The organism is Bradyrhizobium erythrophlei, assembly GCF_900129505.1.
Taxonomy (GTDB): Bacteria; Pseudomonadota; Alphaproteobacteria; order Rhizobiales; family Xanthobacteraceae; genus Bradyrhizobium; species Bradyrhizobium erythrophlei_D.
This window is the reverse complement of sequence record NZ_LT670818.1, coordinates 3,017,025-3,034,020: the sequence shown is the minus strand read 5'-3', so window position 1 is coordinate 3,034,020 and position 16,996 is coordinate 3,017,025. Positions and strand designations below refer to the sequence as shown.

At 63.4% G+C, this 16,996-nt stretch carries 18 protein-coding genes; 4 read left to right on the top strand and 14 right to left on the bottom strand.

Features of this window, described 5'->3' with window-relative positions:
• Window positions 1-148 precede the first annotated feature (148 nt).
• Window positions 149-2,230, top strand: coding sequence for a BTAD domain-containing putative transcriptional regulator (locus B5525_RS14045; protein WP_172899871.1), 2,082 nt, complete (start codon window positions 149-151; stop codon window positions 2,228-2,230).
• 47 nt (window positions 2,231-2,277) lie between these two features.
• On the opposite strand, the gene B5525_RS14040 is transcribed toward B5525_RS14045, so the two are convergent.
• The 11 genes from B5525_RS14040 to coxB form a co-directional block, all read right to left on the bottom strand.
• Window positions 2,278-2,517 (bottom strand): hypothetical protein, encoded by a 240-nt coding sequence (locus B5525_RS14040; protein ID WP_154073204.1) that lies wholly within the window; start codon window positions 2,515-2,517, stop codon window positions 2,278-2,280.
• 568 nt (window positions 2,518-3,085) lie between these two features.
• A complete protein-coding gene (locus tag B5525_RS14035; RefSeq protein ID WP_079566537.1) occupies window positions 3,086-3,265 on the bottom strand; it encodes a hypothetical protein in 180 nt (59 codons plus the stop codon).
• Between the two features lie 480 nt (window positions 3,266-3,745).
• On the bottom strand, window positions 3,746-3,880 hold the full coding sequence (locus B5525_RS47180; protein ID WP_276328849.1) for a hypothetical protein: 135 nt from the start codon (window positions 3,878-3,880) through the stop codon (window positions 3,746-3,748).
• A gap of 119 nt (window positions 3,881-3,999) precedes the next feature.
• Complete coding sequence (locus tag B5525_RS14025) at window positions 4,000-4,773, bottom strand: SURF1 family protein (RefSeq protein ID WP_079566535.1); 774 nt, start codon at window positions 4,771-4,773, stop codon at window positions 4,000-4,002.
• A 167-nt stretch (window positions 4,774-4,940) separates the two neighbouring features.
• Entirely contained in the window at window positions 4,941-5,330 is a 390-nt protein-coding gene (locus B5525_RS14020; RefSeq protein WP_079566534.1) for a DUF983 domain-containing protein, read from the bottom strand.
• A gap of 74 nt (window positions 5,331-5,404) precedes the next feature.
• The gene (locus tag B5525_RS14015; RefSeq protein ID WP_079566533.1) at window positions 5,405-6,253 is read right to left on the bottom strand and encodes a cytochrome c oxidase subunit 3; all 849 of its coding nucleotides are present in this window, start codon (window positions 6,251-6,253) and stop codon (window positions 5,405-5,407) included.
• A gap of 92 nt (window positions 6,254-6,345) precedes the next feature.
• Window positions 6,346-7,008, bottom strand: a complete 663-nt coding sequence (locus tag B5525_RS14010; RefSeq protein ID WP_079573345.1) for a cytochrome c oxidase assembly protein — start codon at window positions 7,006-7,008, stop codon at window positions 6,346-6,348.
• A gap of 31 nt (window positions 7,009-7,039) precedes the next feature.
• Window positions 7,040-7,204 (bottom strand): CoxF protein, encoded by a 165-nt coding sequence (locus B5525_RS14005; protein ID WP_079566532.1) that lies wholly within the window; start codon window positions 7,202-7,204, stop codon window positions 7,040-7,042.
• Window positions 7,205-7,222: 18 nt separating this feature from the next.
• A complete protein-coding gene (locus B5525_RS14000) occupies window positions 7,223-8,164 on the bottom strand; it encodes a heme o synthase (protein WP_079566531.1) in 942 nt (313 codons plus the stop codon).
• A 152-nt stretch (window positions 8,165-8,316) separates the two neighbouring features.
• Window positions 8,317-9,936, bottom strand: a complete 1,620-nt coding sequence (gene ctaD / locus B5525_RS13995) for a cytochrome c oxidase subunit I (RefSeq protein WP_079566530.1) — start codon at window positions 9,934-9,936, stop codon at window positions 8,317-8,319.
• Window positions 9,937-10,031: 95 nt separating this feature from the next.
• Window positions 10,032-10,871 (bottom strand): cytochrome c oxidase subunit II, encoded by an 840-nt coding sequence (gene coxB / locus B5525_RS13990; protein WP_079566529.1) that lies wholly within the window; start codon window positions 10,869-10,871, stop codon window positions 10,032-10,034.
• A 467-nt stretch (window positions 10,872-11,338) separates the two neighbouring features.
• Here coxB and B5525_RS13985 point away from each other — a divergent pair, with 467 nt between their 5' ends.
• Window positions 11,339-11,932, top strand: a complete 594-nt coding sequence (locus tag B5525_RS13985; RefSeq protein ID WP_079566528.1) for an invasion associated locus B family protein — start codon at window positions 11,339-11,341, stop codon at window positions 11,930-11,932.
• A 10-nt stretch (window positions 11,933-11,942) separates the two neighbouring features.
• Here the strand turns inward: B5525_RS13985 and B5525_RS13980 are convergent, their stop codons facing one another.
• A complete protein-coding gene (locus B5525_RS13980) occupies window positions 11,943-12,431 on the bottom strand; it encodes a GNAT family N-acetyltransferase (protein WP_079566527.1) in 489 nt (162 codons plus the stop codon).
• Window positions 12,432-12,527: 96 nt separating this feature from the next.
• On the opposite strand from B5525_RS13980, the gene tldD reads away from it, so the two are divergent.
• Together tldD and lepB are read left to right on the top strand one after the other, a co-directional pair.
• A complete protein-coding gene (tldD, locus tag B5525_RS13975) occupies window positions 12,528-13,949 on the top strand; it encodes a metalloprotease TldD (RefSeq protein ID WP_079566526.1) in 1,422 nt (473 codons plus the stop codon).
• Window positions 13,946-14,716, top strand: a complete 771-nt coding sequence (lepB, locus tag B5525_RS13970) for a signal peptidase I (protein WP_079566525.1) — start codon at window positions 13,946-13,948, stop codon at window positions 14,714-14,716. Before tldD ends, lepB begins: the two co-directional genes overlap by 4 nt.
• A 119-nt stretch (window positions 14,717-14,835) precedes the next feature.
• Here lepB and B5525_RS13965 read toward each other — a convergent pair whose 3' ends face one another.
• The gene (locus B5525_RS13965; RefSeq protein ID WP_154073203.1) at window positions 14,836-15,360 is read right to left on the bottom strand and encodes a PAN domain-containing protein; all 525 of its coding nucleotides are present in this window, start codon (window positions 15,358-15,360) and stop codon (window positions 14,836-14,838) included.
• A 236-nt stretch (window positions 15,361-15,596) separates the two neighbouring features.
• Complete coding sequence (locus B5525_RS13960; protein ID WP_079573343.1) at window positions 15,597-16,967, bottom strand: glutamate--cysteine ligase; 1,371 nt, start codon at window positions 16,965-16,967, stop codon at window positions 15,597-15,599.
• Window positions 16,968-16,996: the final 29 nt, after the last annotated feature.

Here is a 16,996-nt window from a genome sequence, read left to right as displayed (position 1 = left end):
AAAACGAAGGTAGGTCGAACGATGACAGGCGTCATCGTCAATCAGCGTCAATAATTGGCGCGCCGGTTTTGACGATGACAGCACTCAGCGCCGAAATGTTATCGTTGTAATGTTGATCGTCCCTTCGCCGGCTCCCGTGGCGAAGCCCTTGGACAAGACAGATCTCGACGGGCAACACGCAATGGCTGGCCACATCACGATAAATATCCTGGGCCCATTCGAGGTTCTCGGTACCGGGGGCGAGAAGTTGGCGATACGCAGCCGGCGGTCGCGGGCGCTGCTCGCGTGCCTCGCAATGGAGACCGGCGAAAGCTGGACGCGATCGCGGCTTGCAACCTTGCTTTGGGACAAGCGATCCGAACAGCAGGGGCGCTCCAGTCTTCGCCAGGAACTCGTCCAGCTGCGGAAGGATTTCGGACTCACGTCGCCTGGCGAATGGGGGCAGGATCCCTTCGTATGCCTGCCCGGGCAGATACGGACCGACGTCGAGCTTTTCCGGTCGGCGATATCAGGCGATGACGGGTTACAGGCCGCGTCGATCTGGCGCGGGGATCTGCTGCAGGGAACGGAGATGACCGAAGGGCCATTTGCGGATTGGCTTGCGCTGTCCCGTTCGAGATTGCGGGTGGCCGCGGGCAAAAGCTTCGCAGCCGCCATGCGCATGCTGGATGATGGCGGCGATGCTCTCTCGTTCGAGGACATGGCCCTGAAACTGGTGGCGCTCGATCCGCAAAACGAGGAAGCGCACCGGTGCCTGATGCGCAGCGCGGCTTCGCGGCACGATCTCGCCGAGGTGATCGAACGGTATCGCATCTATGTCGCGAACGGCGGCCGCAAGACCGGCAGCGTTCCCTCGCCGGGGATGAAACGGTTGCTGGATGAGACGATAGCCGCCGCCTCGCGCAAGGGGATCTCGTCGCAGTCCGGGTTTTCGACGCACTGGATCGCGCAAATCAACTGCCAGCATCGCGTTGCCGCAGCCCCGCAACCTGTCCGTCTTCTCCCGATAGAGACGGCGACTGCCCTGGCCGTCGTTCCGTTTGTCGATCTGAGCCCGGGAGCCGTGTCGAAGACGGCCCTGGCGGACGGATTGACCGAAGAGACAACGACGGCCCTGGCTCGCATCCCGGGCGTATTCGTCACGGCCCGTCAGTCCACGATGGTCTACAAGAATGCCAAGATCGATGCGCGCACGATCGCTTCCGATCTGGGCGTCCGATATCTCGTGGAAGGCAGCATCGAAGTCAGGGGCAAGTCCGTTCGGGTCAACGCGCGCCTGATCGATGGCCGCTCGGGGCTTCATATCTGGGCGAACAACTACGATGAGCAGTTCAGAGATTTCTTTGCGGTCCGGAACCGGATCGTGCTGGCAGTTGCCAGCCAGCTTCAGCCGGCTCTGATGATGGCCGATATCGATCGCGCGCTGGACGCAGGTCCGAACAATCTGGACGCGTGGACGCGGCTGCAGCGCGCCAATGCGCAGGTTCTCTTCAACCGCAGCGCCCAGGGCCTCTTCGGCGCGATCGTCGAGCTCAAGCAGGCGCTGGCGATCGATCCCGATTATGCGATGGCGCAGGCGCTTCTTGCGGCGGTCTATACCTGGCGCGCAGTCTGGTCGACCTCCACACGGATCGGAGCCGAGCGGGCGCTCGCGCTCCAATATGCGGCGCTCGCGCGCAAGACCGACCCCAGAAACTCGTTCGTTCTCGTCAACTGCGCCGACGCCGCGATATACGGCGCGGGCGATATCGATCTGGCGCTGGAGCTGCTGAACGAGGCCGTGGAGCGGAGCCCTTACGACCCGCAGGGATTGGCTCTTCTCGCGAACGCTAATCGCGTTGCGGGAGGCAATCCTGCCGATAGCCTGCGCATGATCGGACGGGCCATTCGGATCAGCCCGCGCGACCCCCGAAGCCACCGATGGTTTCATTATGCAGGCTGGTGTCACTGGAAATTGGGGGAACTGGACAAGATGGAAGGCGCGGCCCGCAACGCGATCGAACTCTACAGTGATGCTCCCGCGCAATGGGTCGAGTTGACGTGCGCGCTGGGACTTCAGGGAAGGAACGTCGAGGCGAAGGCGGCGGCGAAGGTGCTCAGAAAGCTGTCGCCGGCCTTCACACCTGACGCGTTTTTCGAGATCGCGAAGCGATTTTACGGCAAACGTTTCGCAGGACCCGTCAAGGCTGATTATCGGACGCTGTGCTCGACGCTGCAGCGCGCCATGTAGGCAATCGGCAACATCGCTGTTGGAACATTCGGCGATCGTCGGTCGGATCAAAACGGGCCGCCGTCCGAGAACCAGTGCCGTCCCTTGTAGGTGATCTCGTTGGAGCCGTCGGTCTGGTCGACGTCGACGACATCGACCTTTTCACCCTTCTTGATCAACACGCAGCCCTTCCACCGCACCTTGTAGGGCGCGCGGCCGTTGTTGAGGCTCGCCAGCGTGCGTTCATGCGCCTCCGCCCAGCTTGGACAGAACCGGCCATCCTCGGGCATCGGTTTTACCTCGGCCACGGCCGCTCGCCGACAGCAGGACGGCCATGAGCGTTGGGCGCCGGCGCCTCCGCCGTGGCGACATTGGCGCAAAGGCCGCAAATGACCGCTGCCAGCACGGCAGGGAGGGCCTTGTTCGGATGCAAGGGGGCACGCTCTCTCGTTCTCGGCGGCGAAACGACACCGTCCGGCTTGGGTCGCCGTTTGAACGCTCAAGGTTCAATGCCGACGAACCGCGGCTGGCCGTCCGATCTCCGGTTTAATACGGGGCCGGATATTCACCAGCTGGCATGATATTCGCTTCATCATCCTTGCCGGGCGTCCCCTTTTTTGGAGATAAAATGGGAGAAGTCGTAAAATTTCCGAAGCCTGACCGAGACCGCGACGTGGCTCGTCTTATTCAACAGGCGCGCGCACTATACGAGAGCGTGTTTCCGACTGAAAAATGTCCCGCCGACGGACAGCAGGACACGCCCGCACGGACTTAGAGCTTCGTTCTGACGGGATCAGAACCGAGGCCCCGGATCCTTTTTTGCGACCTGTTCGCTGGTGACGGGCGGCTTCACCGCACTATCTTATTTCGGCCCGCTTATTTCGGCCCGGAGTCATAGACCTTGATCATTGAACGGACATCGGCGCGGGCAAGCTCAAGTCTGGCAACAACCGAAGGCCAGAGCATCCCGCGCTGTTTCTTGGCGCGCTTGATAAGTTTGCGCAGCTTTTCCTCGAACACGTCGACTGCCGGTTCCGTGGTCTTCAGTTCACCCATTTGGGCCGATCCTCCTCCCGGACAAGGAATGCGGACAAGGAATGCGAGATATCATGCCCCGCCCGGTCTTCATGTTTAGCAGATTCGCAGGGTCCAGCAGGTCGTTTGTCGACTATCATCAAAAGCAGCGACCCGCCTTGGGCTAAGCGACAACCGATCGCGTCGGAGACGGTGGCGCCGGAATATGGCGATATTTGTGCTCCGGCGACAACACCAACCGATAGGCCTTCAACTTGGGGGTCTGCCAGGATTCCAAGAGCTCACCGCAGACCGAGCATTCCGCCTGGCCTGGACTTCCCTTCGCCGAAAATGATTCGGCAACCTCATACACGGACTGGCAGTTCCGGCAGGTAAAGTCTGAGATCTTCATGGTTGAGTTCTAAACGTTCGTTGAACGCATGAAGCGTCTCAAATCAATGCGGCGCCAACAAGGAGGCCTTCGCGCAAAATAATTCAGGCTGCATGTAAAACTCGCGAGCGTTAGCCCGGCTCTGCCCGACGTTCGGCAGTCTTGTCCTCCAACATTTTGATTCTGCTGTAGCTGGCGTTTCCCGTCACTTCGCGGCCGACCCAATCAGGCAATTCCAGCACCCGCTCGGCGCGATCCAATTCCATTCGAGCCGTGCAGGATGCTCAATCTGCCGTGGGTAACGGGAAAAACGACTGATACAGGTCAATCCGGCTCCCGTCCGGTTTTGACCGCCGGCGCCGCAGGTTATCGCTCCTGCCTTCGGTCAGACGTCTTGATCCCGGAATGGCTGTGCAAGCCTTTGCGCGCGCCACCAAACCGCGAATGCGATCAGCACCGCGCCTGCGAGCGCGAACCAGGTGATGGCGTATTGCATGTGGTCGTCCTTCAGGTGGACGTCGAGCGGACCCGGCTTCGGGATGCCGTTGGCCGGCAAAGGCTGCTCCAGGTCGATATAGAACGGGGCAACCTCGCCCCAGCCGAGCGCATGCGCCATGGCGAGATGATCGCGGGTGAACCACAGCCGTTTTGCCAGGTTTTCCGCCGGCGTCAGCGTGCCCGCGGTTTCGGGAAAGCGGAGATAGCCGGTCAGCGTCACGGGCTCGCCGGTGAGGAGCGGCTTGACCGCGCGATCCTGCTGATCGCGATCCTGCATCGTGTTCTGCACGAAGCCGGTGTTGATCACGACGGTCTCGCCAGTGGCCAACCGCGCCGGCAGGAAGGCCCAGGTGCCGGGGCCGGAAACATCGTCGCGCACGGCGGAACCGGAGCTGTAGACCATGGCGTCGGGCCCCGATGCATAGGTCGCGGCAAAACGCACGCGGCGGAATTCATCGCGCGGGGGCGTCAGAGCGCTCCACTGCGCAGGCTGCGGCAGCGCAGCGGGCGCCGCCGCCAGCCGCTCGGTCAGCGCCGCGATCAGCGCGTGCTTCTCGACCCGGCGCTGCAACTGCCAGACGCCAAGGCCGATGAACACCGCCAGCATCGAAAACGTGAAGATGCCGAAGGTAGTGCCCCGTTTCCGAAGTTCGTGCATCATCGCGGCGACCTCTTACACGAACTTCGGAAACATAAGGGGCACTACAAAAGTTATTCTTCTAGTGCCGCTTTTCGATTTGAAGTTCCTGACACGGTCTTGCGGCAACCACTGCAGGAACTTCAAATCGGCGGCACTAGCGCGATTGCGCCGTCGTCCCGTCATACCGATCATTTCGGCTCTCGGTCGATCAGCCGGCCGGGTGCGGCCTTGTGGTGGAACTGCAGCGCGATCAGAAGCGACTTCATCGCGCGCAGCGGCAGCAGCGTGGTCGCCAGGATCAGCGGCAGCCACAGCACCGCGTGCAGCCAGAACGGCGGCTGGTATTTCACTTCCACGATGAGCGCGCAGCCGACCACGATGGCGCCGGCCAGCATGATGATGAAGATCGCGGGGCCGTCACCGGTGTCGATAAAGGTGTAATCGAGCCCGCAGGATTCGCAATTCGGCCGCAAGTTGAGGAATCCCGCATAGAGCTTGCCCTTGCCGCAGCGCGGACATCGGCAGGCGAGCCCGCGCAACGCGCTCTCGGTCACCGTGGGGATCGGCTGGTCCGGCATGCGATAGCCTTTCGCGTTTCGCGAAACAAAAAGGGCGGCCCCAAGGCCGCCCCTTGTAACACAATCAGCCGGCGCTAGTGCGCCACGACTTCGGCGCCGTGGAACCAGACGTAAATGCAGACGAACAGGAACAGCCAGACCACGTCGACGAAATGCCAGTACCAGGCGGCGAATTCGAAGCCGAGATGCTGGGTCGGCGTGAAATGGCCGGCATAGGCGCGGATCAGGCAGACGGTCAGGAAGATGGTGCCGACCAGCACGTGGAAACCGTGGAAGCCGGTCGCCATGAAGAAGGTCGCGCCGTAGATGTTGCCGGCGAAGCCGAACGCGGCATGGCTGTATTCATAGGCCTGCACGCAGGTGAAGGTCGCCCCCAGGAGGATGGTGAGGATCAGGCCGTATTTCAGGCCCTGGCGGTCGTTCTCCAGCAGCGCGTGATGCGCCCAGGTCACCGTGGTGCCCGAGGTCAAAAGGATCAGCGTGTTGAGCAGCGGCAGATGCCAGGGATCGAAGGTCTCGATGCCCTTGGGCGGCCACACGCCGCCGAACAGCGCCTCGCGGGTGGCGTGGACGGGGTCGCCGGGAAACAGCGCGGAGTTGAAGAAGGCCCAGAACCAGGCGACGAAGAACATCACCTCGGAGGCGATGAACAGGATCATGCCGTAGCGGTGGCTGATCTGCACCACGCGGGTGTGGTCGCCCTTGTACTGCGCCTCGCGGATCACATCCGCCCACCAGCTCGCCATGGTGTAGAGCACACCGATGGTGCCGGCGCCGAAGATGATCGGGGCGGCCGCCGTCAGATGGTGCATCCAGGTGATGGCCCCGACCGCCATGATGAAGGCCGAAATGGAGCCAACGACCGGCCAGGGGCTCGGATCGACGAGGTGGTAGTCGTGATGCTTGACTTGCGCCGTAGCCATTTCGGTCTCTCTCCGTTAGCGGTGCCTATTCGGCACGTATTCTCTCAAAAATCAAACTCCAAGATCATGGGGACCCCTTGCCGGTCCCCGATCTAAAGCGCTCCCTTGCGTTTGTCCGGCTCGCTCGCGGCCACCGGCTGCGGCGCCGGCTCGCGCACGGGGTAGAAGGTGTAGGACAGCGTGATGGTGTTCAGTCCCTCATTGTCGCTGTCATTGACGATCGAGGGATCGACATAGAACACCACCGGCATCTCGCGCTTTTCGCCCGGCGCCATGGTCTGTTCGGTGAAGCAGAAGCAGTTGATCTTCTGGAAATAGGCGCCGACCGTCAGCGGCGCGACGTTGTAGGCCGCCTGCCCAGTCGTGGTCCGCGCCGACTGGTTGGTCACGGTGTAGTACACGGTGACGACCTGGCCGATCCTGACCTCGATCTCGGTCTGCTCCGGCTCGAATTTCCACGGCAATCCGCCGGCGACGTTGGAATCGAAGCGCACGGCGATCTTGCGCGACAGCGGCGCTGCTGACGGCGCCGAAGTCGCGACCTGGGTGGTGCCGTTGAAGCCGGTGGCGCGGCAGAACCAGTTGTAGAACGGCACGGCGGCATAGGACGCGCCGACCATCAGCACCACGACGAAGCCGCAGATCGCCGCCACCACCGCGTCACGGCCGAGCCGCGGCGCAGCCTTCGGGCCAGCCGCGGGGCTTTGCTTCGGGCTTGCGGCCGGCTCTCGCGGCATCGTGGGCTGGTTGTCCATGTCGATCACATCATCCGGTCACATCTTGAGGTCACATGGGCCGCACGAGCACGCCCGGCCCCTTGACCATGGTGACGGCGAAAAACAGCACGACGAGGATGCCGAGCGCGAGCGCAATGGCGATCGACCGCTGGCGACGGCTTTTCTTCTGCGCCTCGGTGAGGACGATTCCGTCTGGCTGCTTTTTGTCGGCCATTGCCTCGCCATGCGCCCCCTACCAGATCGATGGTGCGATGGCGTGGGCGACAACCTCGATCAGCAAGGTTGCGAACAGCGCGAACAGATAGAAGATCGAGAACGCGAACAGTTTTCGCGTCGCGCGCGACGCTTCGACACCTTCCCGGCGGCGATAGACGTTGATCGCGAGGACCATCATGCCGACGCCGAGCACCAGCGAGGTCACGCCATAGACCGCGTCAAAATAGCCGAGCGGCCATGGCGCGAACGCGGTCGCGACCAGCACGATCGTATAAAGCAGGATCTGCAGCCGGGTCGCGTCGGGACCGGCGACCACGGGGAGCATCGGCACGCCGGCGCGCGCATAATCGTCGCTGCGAAACAGCGCCAGCGCCCAGAAATGCGGCGGGGTCCAGAAGAAGATGATCAAGAACAGCAGGATCGGCTCGACGGAGAGCGAGCCGGTCGCCGCCGCCCACGCCACCACCGGCGGCAGCGCGCCCGCGGCGCCGCCGATCACGATGTTCTGCGCGGTCCAGCGCTTCAGCAGCAGGGTGTAGATCACGACGTAAAAGAAGATCGTGAATGCCAGCAGCGCGCCGGCGATCCAGTTGACGAGGATGCCGAGCGTCATCACCGCGAAGAACGCCAGCGTCATGCCGAACGCCAGCGCTTCCTGCCGGGTGACGCGGCCGCGCGGGATCGGCCGGTTGGCGGTGCGCGACATCAGGGCGTCGATATCGCCTTCGAGCGCCATGTTGAGCGCGCCGGAAGCACCGGCGCCGACGGCGATGCAGAGGATCGAGGTGAACGCCAGCACCGGATGGACGTGGCCCGGCGCGATCGCAAGGCCCACCAGTGCGGTGAAGATCACCAGCGACATCACCCGCGGCTTCAACAGCGCGATGTAATCACCAACCTCGGCCTCGGAAATCCGGGGCGACGACAGCTCGATGGCGTTGTTCTCGGCAACCGACAAAACAGGTCTCACTTTGTCAAGATCATGATCCGATTGGATCGGATCATGATCCTATTTCTTCGTCTGAGCATGATCCTCTCGGAAAACCGGTTCCCACTTTTCCGGATCATGCTCTACAGCAGCGCGGCGCGAGGTATGCGCCGCGCATTGGATTACTGCACGCGCGGCAGCACCTCGAACTGGTGGAACGGCGGCGGCGACGACAGCGTCCATTCCAGCGTGGTGGCGCCCGCTCCCCACGGATTGTCGGCCGCCTGTTCCTTGCGCACGAAGGCATCGACCACGCCGTAGATGAAGATCAGCACGCCGAAGCCGGAGATATAGGAGCCGATCGACGACACCAGGTTCCAGCCGGCGAACGCGTCGGGATAATCGACGTAGCGGCGCGGCATGCCGGACAGGCCGAGGAAATGCTGCGGGAAGAACACCAGGTTGACGCCGATGAAGGTGACCCAGAAGTGCAGCTTGCCGATGGTCTCGTTGTACATGTAGCCCGACATTTTCGGGAACCAGTAGTACCAGCCGGCGAAGATGCCGAACACCGCGCCGAGCGACAGCACGTAGTGGAAGTGCGCGACGACGTAATAGGTATCCTGCAGCACGCGGTCGACGCCGGCATTGGCCAGCACCACGCCGGTGACGCCACCGACCGTGAACAGGAAGATGAAGCCGATCGCCCACAGCATCGGGGTCCGAAACTCGATCGACCCGCCCCACATCGTGGCGATCCAGGAGAAGATCTTCACGCCGGTCGGCACCGCGATCACCATGGTGGCGGCGACGAAATAGGCCTGCGTCGCCGAGGACATGCCGACCGTATACATGTGGTGCGCCCACACCACGAAGCCGATGCCACCGATCGCCACCATCGCATAGGCCATGCCGAGATAGCCGAACACCGGCTTCTTCGAAAACGTCGAGACGATCTGGCTGACCATGCCGAAGGCGGGCAGGATCAGGATGTAGACTTCGGGATGGCCGAAGAACCAGAACAGATGCTGGAACAGCACCGGATCGCCGCCGCCCTCGGCGGAGAAGAAGGTGGTGCCGAAGTTGCGGTCGGTCAGCAGCATGGTGATGGCGCCGGCGAGCACCGGCAGCGACAACAGCAGCAGGAACACCGTCACCAGGATCGACCAGACGAACAGCGGCATCTTGTGCAGGGTCATGCCCGGCGCGCGCATGTTGAAGATCGTGGTGATGAAGTTGATGGCGCCCAGGATCGACGAGGCGCCGGCCAGATGGAGCGACAGGATCGCGAAATCGACCGCCGGTCCGGGATGGCCCGAGGTCGACAGCGGCGCGTACATGGTCCAGCCCGCGCCGACGCCGTTGGCGCCCGGTTCACCCTCGACGAAGGTGGAGATCAACAGCAGCGCGAAGGAGGCCGGCAACAGCCAGAACGAGATATTGTTCATGCGCGGGAACGCCATGTCCGGCGCGCCGATCATCAGCGGCACGAACCAGTTGCCGAAGCCGCCGATCATCGCCGGCATCACCATGAAGAAGATCATGATCAGACCGTGCGAGGTCACGAACACGTTGTAGGTATGAGTTTCGTGGAAGATCTGGACGCCCGGGTACATCAGCTCGGCGCGGATCGCGATCGACATCGCCGCGCCGATGATACCCGCGATGATCGCGAACACCAGGTACATCGTGCCGATGTCCTTGTGGTTCGTCGAATAGACGAAGCGCCGCCATCCGGTCGGATGGTCGTGCGCATGATCGTCGTGCACGTGATCGTCGTGTGTCGCTGCGGAAGTTGCCATTTTCAAATCCTGCCTTGCAGTACCCTTGCAGGGCCCTTGGACCTTGCGGTCCTGTAGCCCTTGTCCTGTCGGTTGCGCGCCTTAAGCCTGAAGGCTTACTGCGCGGCTGTCCCCACCGAGGCGAACGAGTTCGCCGGGTTGGAGGCAAATTTCTTTTTCGCGGTCTCGACCCAGGCCACGAAGTCCTGATCGCTCACCACCCGCACCGCGATCGGCATGAAAGCATGATCCTTGCCGCACAGTTCCGAGCACTGGCCGTAGAACATGCCGGTCGTGGTGGCCTTGAACCAGGTTTCGTTGAGCCGGCCGGGGATGGCGTCGATCTTGATGCCGAACGCCGGCACCGCGAAAGAGTGGATCACGTCGGCGCCGGTGGTCTGGACCCGGATCACCTTGTTGACCGGCACTACCATCTCATTGTCGACGCCGAGCAGCCGGGGCTGCTTGTCCTGGGCCATCAGCGAATCGAATTCGAACTTGCCGTTATCGGGATAGGCGTAGCTCCAGTACCACTGCTTGCCGGTCGCCTTGATGGTCAGATCGGCCTTGGGAACGTCGAGCTCGAGGAACAAGAGCCGGAACGACGGCACCGCGATGGCGACCAGGATCAGCACCGGGATCAGCGTCCAGGCCACTTCGATCAGGGTGTTGTGGGTGGTGCGCGAGGGCACCGGATTGGCCTTGGCGTTGAACTTGACGACGATCGCGACCAGCAGCCCCAGCACGAACAGCGTGATGATGCTGATGATCCAGAGCAGCATGTTGTGGAACCAGGTGATTTGCTCCATCACCGGCGATGCCGCTCCCTGCAGCCTGAATTCCCACGGCGCCGGCTGTCCCAGTTCGGCAAATGCCGCCCCGCTCGCGGCCAGCGCCATGCCGCCCACCGCTAACCCCAGCAACCGCCGGCCGATTTGGCCCTTCGACATCTTCATGCCGCTCGCGCTCCCTTGATAGAACCTCTCGGCATTCCGCGCCCTGGCGGGAGATGCCGCATGATCCGCCCCCTGACAAACGGCCTTGGGAGGTACTTTGCGAAGTACCGGGGCCAGATCGCTAGAACGCGTCGAAATCCAGCCTCTCAAACCATAATTCTTCATCTATCGCAATGCAGTCGTGGGCCACGGCGCGCAGCGCAGCCAGCCAAATCGCCGACGTCACATTTTCCCGTGAATTCCCGTGAAATCAGCCAATGGCGCGGGTTTCACAGGCCAAGGCCGCTTGACAGAGGGATTGCCCGATGTAGGCACAGGCAGGGTGCTCCACAGGAACCTGATTCGCTGGCTCGGGAGTAGCCATTGCGGCGCGAGGGCTGGCGAAAATCGCCTTCAAGGCGCCGTCATTGCGTATCAGTCCCCTGCGCGGACCGATAGTTCTAGGGAATATCATGGGATCGACCCGGATGGGGCCTTCGAAATACAGGGCGAGAAACAGCGCAGGGCGCGGCAGCCGATCTGCGGGCCGCCGACTGGGCGCTGGCCTCACCGCGAGCCTTGCTACGCTGAGCCTTGCTACGCTGAGCCTTGCGGCTGCCTGCTTTCTCGGCATGACGGCGTCCGCCAGCGCGCAAGGCGCGGTGCGTTCGGTTCACGGCGACTGGCAGATCCGCTGCGACACCCCGCCGGGCGCGCAGGCCGAGCAATGCGCCCTGATCCAGAGCGTGGTGGCCGAAGATCGCTCCAATGCCGGCCTCACCGTCATCGTGTTGAAAACCGCCGACCAGAAGAGCCGGCTGATGCGGGTGGTGGCGCCGCTCGGCGTGCTCCTGCCCTCGGGGCTCGGCCTGAAACTCGACAATGTCGATGTCGGCCGCGCCGGTTTCGTCCGCTGCCTGCCCAATGGTTGCGTCGCCGAGGTGGTGATGGACGACAAGCTGCTCGGTCAGCTGCGCAGCGCCAAGACCGCCACCTTCATCATCTTCGAAACCCCCGAAGAAGGCATCGGCTTCCCGCTCAGCTTGAACGGGCTTGGCGAAGGCTACGACAAGTTGCCGTAAGGCGCCGCCCCTAGAACAGCACTGCCATGCAGATCACATTTTCATAGATGCCGTCGACGTGAACGGCGTCGCGTTGCAACCCTTCGACCACAAACCCGGCTTTCCTGTAGAGTGCGATTGCGCCGGCATTGGTCTCGCGCACCGTCAATTCGACCCGGTGCATTCCGGCCCTCCGGGCGGCGGCGAGCACCGACCAGATTAACTTGGTGCCGATCCCACGCCCCCGGAACGGTGGCAGAAGGCCCATTCCGAGAACGCCGCCATGGGCATAAATCGGCCTTTCCTTCGGGGTCACATCGCACCAGCCGACCACTTCGCCTGCCGTTACAGCAACATATTGGGGATAGCGGCATTTGATGTTGTTCAGCACAAAAGCCCGCGTCAGCTCGATCGGCGGCGCTTCGAGGAACGACAGATACCGCCGCTCCCGGGCGACAAAATCGAGGGTCCGATGGAAGCTCTCGATATGGCCCGGCGCCATCGGAACAATTTCGACCATATCGATGTCAAACTGAGACAATCTGACCCGCCCCTCGCGAAATGACCGGAAAACACCTATCTTGAATTTAGCTCCCCGACAACGGACCGGAACCCCATGACCCCTACCGCCTCCCTGCTCGACCGCGCCAACCTCGATCGCGATTCCGTGCGCCACCAGATCGGGCGGGGGCTGCAAGGCGCCGACGACGGCGAGTTGTTCCTGGAATACAGCCAGACCGAAGCGCTGATGTTCGACAATGGCCGGCTGAAGCAGGCCACTTACGATACGTCCCAAGGTTTCGGGCTGCGCGCGGTGAAGGACGACGGGGTCGGCTACGCGCATTCATCCGACGTCTCGCTGCCGGCGCTGATCCGCGCCGCGGATGCGGTCGCGGCCGTCCGTGGCGGCTATAGCGGGAATTTCGCGGCTGCGCCCGCGCGCACCAACGTACGGCTCTACGGCGACGAGAATCCGCTCGATGCGCCGGGCTTCGAATCCAAGATAAAGCTACTCGCCGAGATCGACGCCTATGTCCGCGACAAGGATCCGCGGGTGCGGCAGGTCACGGTCAGCCTCGGCGCGACCTGGCAGGTGGTGGAAATCCTGCGCCCCGACGGCGAAAGCTATCGCGACATCCGCCCTTTGGTGCGGGTCAATATTTCGGTGGTCGCCGGACAAGGCGACCGGCAGGAAAGCGGCAGCAAGGGCTATGGCGGCCGGGAGGGCTATGCGCGCTTCATCGAGACCAAGGCATGGCGCGAGGCCGCCGACGGCGCGATCCGCGAGGCCATGGTCAATCTGGAATCCGTGCCCGCGCCCGCCGGCGAGATGGATGTGGTGCTGGGCGCCGGGTGGCCCGGCGTGATGCTGCATGAGGCCGTCGGCCATGGGTTGGAGGGCGATTTCAACCGCAAGAAGACCTCTGCTTTCGCTGGCTTGATGGGCCAGCAGGTCGCGGCCAAGGGCGTCACCGTGGTCGATGACGGCACCATGGCCTCGCGCCGCGGCTCGCTGTCGATCGATGACGAGGGTACCCCGACCAACCGCACGGTGCTGATCGAGGACGGTGTCCTCGTCGGCTACATGCAGGACCGCCAGAACGCCCGGCTGATGAACATGAAGCCGACCGGCAACGGCCGCCGCCAGGGCTACGCCCATGTGCCGATGCCGCGCATGACCAATACCTACATGCTGGCGGGCCGAAGCGATCCGGCGGAAATTCTAGCGTCGGTCAAGAACGGCATCTATGCCGCCAATTTCGGCGGCGGCCAGGTCGACATCACCTCGGGCAAATACGTGTTCCAGTGCACCGAGGCGTACAAGATCGAGAACGGCAAGATCGGCGCACCGCTGAAGGGCGCGATGCTGATCGGCAATGGCCCGACCGATCTGCATCGCATCACCATGGTCGGCAACGATCTCGCGCTCGACACCGGCATCGGCACCTGCGGCAAGAACGGCCAGGGTGTGCCGGTCGGCGTCGGCCAGCCGACGCTGCGGATGGAGCGGATTACGGTCGGAGGTACCGGCGCATGAGCATCAACAACGAAACCATCGTGCCGAAGACCTCAACCTGGCGCGGGCAGTTCGTGCAGCTCGCCGGCATCGTGCTGGCGGTGTTCCTCGCCAAGGGCGCGCTCGCCGAACCCTTCTACGTGCCGTCGGGCTCGATGGAGCCGACGCTGCAGATCGGTGATGCCTTGCTGGCGTCGAAATACGCCTATGGTTATTCGACCGCGTCGCTGCCGATCCAGATCAATCTGCCCGAGACCGGGCGGGTGTTCGGCGAGACGCCGAAGCGCGGCGACGTCGTGGTGTTCCGCTGGCCGGGCGACCGCTCGCAGGCCTGGGTCAAGCGCGTCGTGGGCCTGCCCGGCGACCGCATCCAGATGCGGCAGGGCCAGCTCTTCATCAACGACCAGCCGGCGCAATTGAAGCCCGACGGCGTCGGCCAGGCCGAGGATGACAACGGCAGCGTCGAGCCGGCCTACCGCTTCGTCGAAACCCTGCCGGGCGGCGTCAGTCACCAGATCTTGAAGCTGCGCGACAACGGCCGACTCGACAACACGGCCGAAATCACGGTGCCGCCGGGCCGGCTGTTCGTGATGGGCGACAACCGCGACAATTCCGCCGACAGCCGCGTGCCCGTGCGCGACGGCGGCGTCGGCATGCTGCCGATGGACGATTTGGTCGGCCGCGCCGACGCCGTGGTCGCCTCCTGGGATCTCGGCATCCGCCACCAGCCGGTCTCGACCTGGCTGTCCGGTTTTCGTCTGTCGCGGTTCTTCACGTCGGTGCATTGAATCGTAGCAGATCGCAGGGTGGGCAAAGGCGCGTCTGCGCCGTGCCCACCTCCGGATGTTTAAACTCCGGTTGCGTTGGTCGGTGGGCGTGCTTCGCTTTGCCCACTATACGAACGATCCTACCGCACCACCCCCGAGATAAACCCGGCCTTGCGCCGCGGCGGCTTTATCTCCTTCTTCAGAAAGCAATGCGCTTCCTTGCCGACATAGCCCGGGCGGGCAAACGTCCAGGCGCGGCATTTGTTGTCGTCGGTACAGGCCGCCTTGCAGGCCTCGCTGCTCTCGCCGGGCTTCAGGCTGAAATTGCGGTAATCGCCGCCGAGCCGGTCGATCGAGGTTTCCACCCCGCCATTGCGCAGCTCCACCACGCCGGCGCCGCGCACGCCCGAGACGCAGCAATCATCCTGAACGCGCGGCGGCACGCTGTTCTTCAGCCAGCACAGGGCACCGCCGGCGACATCGGTCGGGTAATTGAAGCTCCAGGCCCGGCAGCGGCGGTCGCGCTCGCACACCAGCGCGCAATCCGCCGGGTCGCCCGAGGGCACCGGCAAGCTGAGATAATCACTGCCGGGACGATCGAAATTGGCCTGCGCCAGCGCCGGTCGCGCGGCGGTAACGGCCGCCAGCACGGCGAGGGTCGCCAAACACGCTCTGAGCAGGCGGCCTCCCCACATTCGCGATTGCTTTCAATTAATTAGTCGCCCCGCTCGCGCGGATGGCCATTTGATCGCCACGAACCTGTACGGCGGATGAACGGCGCCCGGCCGGCGGCTCTCAAAAGGCCCGCAAAGCATGATCCGGAAAAGCATGCCCTGGGGCTACGACCCGATGGGTGGGTACCGGTTCAATCGGACCACGATCTCGTCGGCGCAGATGCCGGTCAGAACGCGTATTCGTCGTAGGCCGGTTCCACCGAGCCATGCCAGGCGCCGTGGAATTTCTCCAGCATCTCCTCGGCCGGCGTCCGCCCGGAATCGATGATCCGCTCCAGCGGCTGGAGATGACGGCTTTCGTCGCGACCGAGATGATCGGCGCGACCGCGCCGGCGCAGGCCGGAATGGGCCAGCGCCAGGCATTCCTTGGCGATCTCGAACAAATAGCGATCCCTGATCCTGGCCTTGAAGCCGAGGCGGGGCACATCGTCCCGTAGGGCCTGGCGCTCATGCGCATTCCAGTGCTTGGCGATGTCCCAGGCGGCATCCAGGCTGACATCGTCGTAGAGCAGGCCGACCCAGAACGCCGGCAGCGCCGGCAGCCTATCCCACGGGACGCCGTCGGCGCCGCGCATCTCCAGATAGCGCTTCAGCCGCACCTCGGGGAAGATCGTGGAGAGATGGTTGGCCCAGTCCGACAGCGTCGGGCGCTCGCCGGGAAGCGAGTTATTCCTGCCCTCAAAAAAAGCCCGGAACGACGATCCGGCGACGTCGATATATTGATCGCCGCGCTTGACGAAGTACATGGGAACGTCGAGCGCGTAATCGACCCAGCGCTCGAACCCCATGCCGTCCTCGAACGCCCAGGGGATCATCCCCGCGCGGCCGTTGTCGGTATCGCGCCAGATCTCGGAGCGGAACGACAGGAAGCCGTTGGGTTTGCCTTCGGTGAACGGCGAATTGGCAAACAGGGCGGTCGCCACCGGCTGCAGCGCCACCGATACCCTGAGCTTCTTGACCATGTCGGCTTCGGAGGAGAAGTCGAGATTGGTCTGCACCGTGCAGGTCCGGTACATCATGTCGAGGCCGTATTGGCCGACCTTCGGCATGTAGTCGGTCATGATCTTGTAGCGGCCCTTGGGCATCATCGGGATCTGCGCCCGCGACCATGACGGCGTCATGCCGAGCCCGAGAAAGCCGATGCCGAGCGGACTGGCGATCTCGCGTACCTGCGCCAGATGCGCCATCAGCTCGGACTGGGTCTGGTGCACGTTCTCGACCGGCGCGCCGGACAATTCGAACTGCCCGCCGGGCTCCAGCGAGATCGCGCCGCCGCCGGTGACGTCGTAGAGCCCGATGATGTTGCCGCGCTCCATGATCGGCTCCCAGCCGAGCAGGAGCTGCATGCCTTCGAGCAGCGCGCCGATGCCGCGCGCGCCCTGGTAAGGCACGGGACGATGGCCCTCGAGGGTGAAGGGCGTCTTCTCGTGTTCGGTGCCGATCCGAAACTCGGAAGGCGGCTTCACGCCCGCTTCCAGCCACGCCACCAATTCGGCGCGCGATTGCAGCGGCGTCATATCGATCTGGTCACGCGCCATGAAAATTCCGGTTGAAAGGCGCTTCGACG

Bases quoted from the DNA above. Each gene is read 5' to 3' on its own strand.
- B5525_RS14035 (WP_079566537.1), bottom strand. From the start codon at position 3,265: ATGGGTGAACTGAAGACCACGGAACCGGCAGTCGACGTGTTCGAGGAA.
- B5525_RS47180 (WP_276328849.1), bottom strand. From the start codon at position 3,880: ATGGAATTGGATCGCGCCGAGCGGGTGCTGGAATTGCCTGATTGGGTC.
- B5525_RS14025 (WP_079566535.1), bottom strand. From the start codon at position 4,773: ATGATGCACGAACTTCGGAAACGGGGCACTACCTTCGGCATCTTCACG.
- B5525_RS14020 (WP_079566534.1), bottom strand. From the start codon at position 5,330: ATGCCGGACCAGCCGATCCCCACGGTGACCGAGAGCGCGTTGCGCGGG.
- B5525_RS14015 (WP_079566533.1), bottom strand. From the start codon at position 6,253: ATGGCTACGGCGCAAGTCAAGCATCACGACTACCACCTCGTCGATCCG.
- B5525_RS14010 (WP_079573345.1), bottom strand. From the start codon at position 7,008: ATGGACAACCAGCCCACGATGCCGCGAGAGCCGGCCGCAAGCCCGAAG.
- B5525_RS14005 (WP_079566532.1), bottom strand. From the start codon at position 7,204: ATGGCCGACAAAAAGCAGCCAGACGGAATCGTCCTCACCGAGGCGCAG.
- ctaD (WP_079566530.1), bottom strand. From the start codon at position 9,936: ATGGCAACTTCCGCAGCGACACACGACGATCACGTGCACGACGATCAT.
- coxB (WP_079566529.1), bottom strand. From the start codon at position 10,871: ATGAAGATGTCGAAGGGCCAAATCGGCCGGCGGTTGCTGGGGTTAGCG.
- B5525_RS13985 (WP_079566528.1), top strand. From the start codon at position 11,339: ATGGGGCCTTCGAAATACAGGGCGAGAAACAGCGCAGGGCGCGGCAGC.
- B5525_RS13980 (WP_079566527.1), bottom strand. From the start codon at position 12,431: ATGGTCGAAATTGTTCCGATGGCGCCGGGCCATATCGAGAGCTTCCAT.
- tldD (WP_079566526.1), top strand. From the start codon at position 12,528: ATGACCCCTACCGCCTCCCTGCTCGACCGCGCCAACCTCGATCGCGAT.
- lepB (WP_079566525.1), top strand. From the start codon at position 13,946: ATGAGCATCAACAACGAAACCATCGTGCCGAAGACCTCAACCTGGCGC.
- B5525_RS13960 (WP_079573343.1), bottom strand. From the start codon at position 16,967: ATGGCGCGTGACCAGATCGATATGACGCCGCTGCAATCGCGCGCCGAA.